Raw genomic sequence first — 3,958 nt, forward strand, 5'->3', positions numbered from 1 at the left:
GTGATGATGATAATGATGATGACCATTACTATTACAGAACAAATGGTACAAAAGCTAAAATTGAGGATACAAAAGTATCCGGAAATGTAGCCATCAGAATAGACAGAAAATAATTGATTAGTTTTAAGTGGTTTGTTTTTTTAATTCCCGCTGGTATTCGTATCAGCGGGTTTTTTACATGAAAAACCGTCCTGCAAGGGAGTCCATTTAAGAGATATAAAAAATACATAAGCTTAGTATTACAAGAGAAAGTAACAACCCTAAGCCAAATCTTTCTAAAGTAGATGATGTGCGAATGAATGACTTATAGCATGCTCTGAATGAAATTAAAAGCTAGGAACCCGTTACAAGATCAAGCTCATTAGTATCAAAATTTATATACCTTTTTGGATCTAATCCAATTCAGTCAGTATTTTATATAGCGTAAAAATTGGCAATTTATCTTTTAATCAAACCGTATCCAATAGTTTTATATTTTCAATTGATCAACCACCAAAAAAGGCTATCCAAGTTTATGGATAGCCTTTTTAGTTTTTTGTTGTTTTGATAAGGTTTATTGCATAGAAACAATAATAAACTCACTTCTTCTATTGGATTGGTGTTGCTCCTCTGTACAGTTTGATTGGTTCGTAGGTTCACATCCACAATCATTTACAAGCTGTGATTCGCCGTATCCTTTGGCCGTTAATCTATTGGCAGCTATACCGTTTTTAATCAACCATGCCTTAGTTGCTTTAGCTCTTCTATCGGATAGTGCTTGGTTATAGGCAACCGTTTGTCTACAATCTGTATGTGATCTAATGTCTATTGTCATCTTTGGGTATTCTTGCATGACTGCTAGTACTTTTTCTAGCTCAAAAGCTGCATCTTTTCGAATGAATGACTTGTCTAAATCAAAATACAAAATCGGAATATCTAAGGTTTTAGCTAAATCTGTTCCTACATCAATTGCTTTTTTTCGTGGCTCTAAAGCCAATGGGCCTTGTGTTACTCCAGATACTTTTGCTATTACAAGCTTATTCTCTTTGGTTTCATATTCTGGTTTTTCTCCACGTAAATAATACGTTTCCCCACATTCAACCTCAAAAGTATAGTCCCCTGATGATGCAGTTGTAATTTCTTTGATTAAATTGAAATTAGAATCAAACAAACTTACCTTAGCATTTGCCAAGACTAAACCTGTATCCTGATCCTTGATGACTCCTTGAAGTGCTTGATTACAAGCAGGAACAGGAAATTTATTAAATCTATAAATATCATCAGATCCTAAACCACCCTCTCTGTTGGAAGTCACAAATCCTTTTTTATTCTCTGCATCTATCACAAATGAAAAATCGTCTTGGGTACTGTTTATTGGTGTCCCTATGTTTGTTATGGTACTGCCTGGAGTTTTTGAGGATAAATCCATAACAAATACGTCTAATCCGCCTAATCCAGGATGTCCATCACTGGCAAAATACATCTTATTATCATGTGAGATAAAAGGGAAGGTTTCTCTTGACTCTGTATTAATAGGCAACCCTAGATTCTCTGGCGTGCCGTAAGTATCATTTGGATTGATACTAACTTTAAAAAGATCTGATAATCCCTTAGTACCTGGCATGTCTGATGCAAAATACAAGGTTTTCTCGTCTACGCTTAAAGCTGGATGCGCTACACTATATTCATTACTATTAAAAGGTAATTCTTGTACATTTACCCATTTTCCGTTTTCGTTTGTGGCTTTGTAGAGTTTAAGTAATATAACACGTCTGCTGTCTTTTTGCTTTTTCCCATTTAGATAATTATTACGCGTAAAATACATGGTTTGACCATCTTTGGTAAAAACAGGTGTAGACTCATGAAACCTACTGTTGATGTTTTTATGGAACACCTCTGGCTTGTCCATACTACCATCTGAACTAATCTGAGAGCTGTACAAATTGGTAAAAGATTCATTGTTCCACTTGAACACTTTTTTAGCTACCCCACCAGTATCTCGTGCCGACGCAAAAAGTAAGGTGTTATTGTAATAAGCACTACCGTAATCTGAGTACGGAGAGTTGATCCCTGCATCAAAAATTTCGTATTTCCCTGAATTTTCCTTTATATCATTCAAGTAATCGCGCTGACTCGCAAAAAGTTTTCCACGCTGGTCTGTGGCTGATTTTGCTATGAATTGCTCTAACATTTTATCGGCCTTAGCATAGTTTCCTACTGCTTTTAAAGATTGAGAATACCTGTAATAGTACTCAGGCTCTTGGGAGGCATTCATCTCAAAAAGTGCTGAGTACCACTTCTCTGCCTGGATCAAATCGGCTATGAAGTAATAGGAGTCTCCTAGTTTTTGAAACATTTTTTCGTCTTTATAGCCTTTCGCTGCTATTTTCTCATAAGTAGCTATTGCATCAACGTAAGAATAATTGTCGAATTTTTTATCTGCAGTAATCACACCTTTTTTTTGAGTATATCCCACTACTGTGAATACTAAAAAAACTACACAGCATCCGAAATGTTTAGCGCTTAATTTCATAACGTTATATTAAATTAGAAGAATCTAGGTGATGTGATTTTGTTATAACTTTTGAATATTTCGTAACGGAGAAATATCTCATGTGATCCGGAATTAAAATTAGCAAGTCGTGTGGTTTCCATATCGTACCCATATCCGATAAACCAGGAGTCAGACACTTGAAATCCAACCATGCCACTTAATGCGGCACTCCAGCGATATGCTGCTCCAATGGTAAACTTATCATTAATTAAAAAGTTAGCTGATAAATCTACTTGTAATGGCGCACCTTGCACGAGCTTGGTCATAATGGCGGGTTTGAATTTTAGATTATAATCTAAATCAAACACGTGACCTGCTGTTAAATAATAATTCACTCTCTCTCTCGCAATATAAGTAGATGCTCCTACTCCGGCATATTTATCAAAATGTTTTGTCTCTAATAAATTAGGAACAGAGAGACCTATATAGGTATTATCAGAATACCAGTAAAGTCCAACACCTATATTAGGTGAAAACTTATTGTCTATATTGTTCTCAAAACTATAATCATTGGGATCATACTGATTCAATTTATCAAAATTGATATTCAAAAGGTTTGCTGATGCTTTCAGTCCAAAAGAGAGCTTGAAATCCTCTGATGTATTGATGTAATAGGAAAAATCAACCGCTAAATTGTTCTCGTCCGAAGGACCAATCCTGTCATTAATTATCGACACTCCTAAACCTAGTTTTGTATCTTTTATAGGAGTATTAATCGAGGCCGTATTGGTCACAGGTGCTCCATCAAGTCCTACCCACTGAGTACGATGTAAGGCAAAAATATTCAACGCTTGACGTGATCCCGCATAGGCGGGATTCACGTTTATGGTGTTGTACATGTACTGTGTAAACTGAGCGTCCTGTTGCGCATTTATAGTACCCGAGAGTAACAGCAACATTAGTATAAATTTTGTTTTCATATTCTATTATTTTAGACTTAAGAAATTTAGATTGATTACCTATTAATGTATAAATATCCTGCTTTCTCGAAACTTGTTCCTGCGTTATCTTTATATCTCAAAATATAATAATAGGTTGCTTCAGGTAACTCTTCCGCTTGTTTTACTGTAACTCTACCTTCTGAAACTCCTCTAAAAGCTCTATCGTCATTGTTGTATCCTGCTCTTTCAAATACCAATACTCCCCAACGGTTGTATATTTCTACCGTGTTATCAGCATAACATTCTAAACCTCTGATGCGGAAAACTTTGTTGTCACCGTTTCCATTTGGAGCTACTGCATTAAACACTTCAATTACACATCCTTGAATAGCTAGTACAGTTGGCCTATCACTAAGATTATTTGAATCATCGGATAAATCGCTAGTTATGACACCAAGAGGTGTGACTCCTGTTACCTGGGCCTGATTGGTTACACTTCCTAAATTGATATCGGCTTGTGTTAATCGATACACTCCTTGATAGG

3 protein-coding genes are annotated in these 3,958 nt (G+C 35.8%); all 3 read right to left on the bottom strand.

Translation table 11 applies throughout. The features are described from left to right. Positions 1-553 precede the first annotated feature (553 nt). A complete protein-coding gene (locus AC061C_RS15350; protein WP_478291896.1) occupies positions 554-2,512 on the bottom strand; it encodes an OmpA family protein in 1,959 nt (652 codons plus the stop codon). A 14-nt stretch (positions 2,513-2,526) separates the two neighbouring features. Beyond that, complete coding sequence (locus AC061C_RS15355; RefSeq protein WP_478291897.1) at positions 2,527-3,453, bottom strand: PorP/SprF family type IX secretion system membrane protein; 927 nt, start codon at positions 3,451-3,453, stop codon at positions 2,527-2,529. A 35-nt stretch (positions 3,454-3,488) separates the two neighbouring features. Continuing rightward, the coding region (locus AC061C_RS15360; RefSeq protein ID WP_478291898.1) for a T9SS type B sorting domain-containing protein at positions 3,489-3,958 on the bottom strand (470 nt) is incomplete at its 5' end.

The organism is Flavobacterium sp. GNP010 (genome assembly GCF_056428945.1).

What these genes read in the sequence shown, in the direction of transcription:
- AC061C_RS15355 (WP_478291897.1), bottom strand. Translation starts at nt 3,453, where the DNA reads ATGAAAACAAAATTTATACTAATGTTGCTGTTACTCTCGGGTACTATA.
- AC061C_RS15350 (WP_478291896.1), bottom strand. Translation starts at nt 2,512, where the DNA reads ATGAAATTAAGCGCTAAACATTTCGGATGCTGTGTAGTTTTTTTAGTA.